The organism is Bacillus sp. JJ722 (genome assembly GCF_036963345.1).
In the GTDB taxonomy this organism is placed as follows: Bacteria; Bacillota; Bacilli; order Bacillales; family DSM-1321; genus Bacillus_AD.
Window position 1 is genome coordinate 16,242 of the sequence record NZ_JBALMO010000167.1, and the last position, 2,394, is coordinate 18,635.

3 protein-coding genes are annotated in these 2,394 nt (G+C 32.3%); 1 reads left to right on the top strand and 2 read right to left on the bottom strand.

Annotation, left to right across the window (positions count from 1 at the left end):
- Both V7014_RS19155 and V7014_RS19160 read right to left on the bottom strand, forming a co-directional pair.
- A partial coding sequence (locus V7014_RS19155) for a MurR/RpiR family transcriptional regulator (protein WP_438824943.1) occupies nt 1-315 on the bottom strand: 315 nt, incomplete at its 3' end.
- Nucleotides 316-610: 295 nt separating this feature from the next.
- Nucleotides 611-1,498: a R2-like ligand-binding oxidase gene (locus V7014_RS19160; protein ID WP_335509317.1), complete on the bottom strand. Its 888-nt coding sequence runs from the start codon at nt 1,496-1,498 to the stop codon at nt 611-613.
- A gap of 119 nt (nt 1,499-1,617) precedes the next feature.
- Between V7014_RS19160 and V7014_RS19165 the strand changes: the two genes are divergently transcribed.
- Entirely contained in the window at nt 1,618-2,289 is a 672-nt protein-coding gene (locus V7014_RS19165) for a response regulator transcription factor (protein ID WP_335509319.1), read from the top strand.
- Nucleotides 2,290-2,394 lie beyond the last annotated feature (105 nt).

Below are 2,394 nucleotides of genomic sequence, written 5' to 3' on the forward strand. Positions count from 1 at the left end.
ATCTTGTCCCATCACTTCTGCTAAAAAATGTGGTTGGTCAGCTACTTGCTTTTTAGAAGAATAATATTCATTTAAACTACTATTTTCAAAAATTAATGAGTTACGAATAATTTTTTGTAATTCACTATATCCTTTTAACTGTAAAGAATAGCAAAAGCGTATAATAGTTGTCTCACTTACACCTACTTCTTTTCCAATCTCCGAAGCAGAATGAACAGCAAACTTCTTTGGCTGATCCAACAAATATTTCGCTACTTTTTTTTGACTATTGGATAGAACAGCAAAAAGTTCTTTTACTTTCTCTTGCAAATCCATTTATACGAGGTCACCTTCTTACATTTTTGAATTTTAAACTTCACTATAATGATAATCGAAGTTTGAACTTCAAATTTAGAATGAAGTAATTCTATCATAGCTATAAGAATCGGACAACTTAATTTTTAGAATTTTTACACAAAAACCATCGACTACTCACCATTTATGTGAAAAGTTTGTTAGTAATACAAAAATACTACCATCATGTTTCTTCATTAATACATATAAATAACCTGAAACTCTTAATAAATTAAAGCTTCAGGCTATTGAATAATCGTATGTGCAAATTTCTTAGTTATACAATTTCAAAATCAATTTCTTTCTGTTTAAAAATATCTTCAATTTTCTTACCTTTTGATCTAGCAAGAATCTCCATTCTTACAGATAATTGTCTCATAGTAAAATTCAAAGTGTCTTGTATGTCCGTTCCAAAAGGATTAATACCAGTATTTCCTTCTTGATTAAGTTTGAGAGCTAGAGGTGTTAATTCCTCCATTTTATTTTTTACAATATCATAAATATGCGGATGTTCACTAATTAAGCGTTGTAAAAGATATGTTCCATAGGCAATGTGACGAGATTCATCTCTCTTTAAATGATCTACCCCCTTCAACAAAGCTGGCATTGCTCCTATGCTCTCCAACGATTGATAAAAACCGTAATATCCCGTCTCTGCTAAAACACCTTCTACAAACATATTATAAACAGTTGAAGCTTCAGCTAATGCTTCAGGTGAATGATCGTCTACAAGACGTTCCATTGCAGTTGGTAAAATATCATTAAAAATAGTATTGTAAGTGTCTGAATGATAGCATGATAAGTCTCTTGTTTCACCTAGCTCATTTAAGAGGAGTCTAAAAAACTCAGTATGTTTAGCTTCTTCAAATAAAAATGTTGTTAAGAACATTTCTTCTTCAAGTCGTCCTTCTTTTGCGATAACCATCATCAATGGCAATAAATCTCTTGTAACAGCTTCTTCGCCACCTTGAAATTGTGCAATCAACCTGACGATTGACTCTCTTTGCTCTTCCGTAAATGATTGCCAATCTTTCACATCCTGAGAGAAATCAAAGTCAGATGGGTTCCATACACCAAATTTTTTAGCTTTCTGAAAAAGTCTATATGGAAATGAGTCCTCCAATATACCTCTACTACTAGTAGTTAAGATTTTTCTTGTTTCCATCCATCACTCCACCTTTTTCAACTTATTTTATTTTTACTATTTGTAAGGGCTTACATAATATTGTAAAATTAATAAAATGGAAAAAATATTCCTGAAAATGTAGGAGGGGAAATTGTCGAATGATTGAAACTGCAGTCCACGATTATATTAATAAAATGGCTGAAGTAACAAATCTTCAAACAAAAGCGGAGCTATTGTTGAAAGGTTTTATTCATTTTTTCCCATTTGAAAGAGCATCTCTCTTCACTTATTCACCTTTAAGTTATACAGGTGAAGGTATTTTGTTAATCGAAGATAAAGAAGTTTTGCCCTTAAATGACATTCAAGAAGATATACGTACCATTTATTCACTCTTTCAAGCTTTACAAAGAAATCAAGCCGAACTCATAAGTAAAGAAGCAATATTAGAGACATTCCCAGAAAAGTATGTTCATAATTTCGAATACTCAGTTGCAGTCATTCCGATTAGTCTATTCAATGTAGTTTTCAGTTTCGTTCTTGTAGATAAATATATTGGAGAAACTGCATTAAGCAGCAGTTACTTACCACTTCTTTCTCACTACTTTACTACCCCTTTTCTTCCCGCTCCAGAAAAGAACCTCCTCAGTAGACGTGAGACAGAAGTACTACAACACCTTTCTAACGGCTTTTCCATAAAAGAAATGTCATCGTTGATGTCCATTAGCGAATATACGGTCAGAGATTATATTAGCTCAGCTATTAGAAAATTAGGTGTTAAACATCGAGCTGAAGCAGTTGCTATAGGAATAAGAAAAGGATTCATCTTCTAAAACAAATTCTAACCAACATTTCTTTATGAATCATACACCCCTCTTAGTTTTCAATAACTCCAAAATTTTGTTTTTTGACATATAGGAAAGGGGCTGTCCCAAAAG

Bases quoted from the DNA above. Each gene is read 5' to 3' on its own strand.
- V7014_RS19160 (WP_335509317.1), bottom strand. From the start codon at position 1,498: ATGGAAACAAGAAAAATCTTAACTACTAGTAGTAGAGGTATATTGGAG.
- V7014_RS19165 (WP_335509319.1), top strand. From the start codon at position 1,618: ATGATTGAAACTGCAGTCCACGATTATATTAATAAAATGGCTGAAGTA.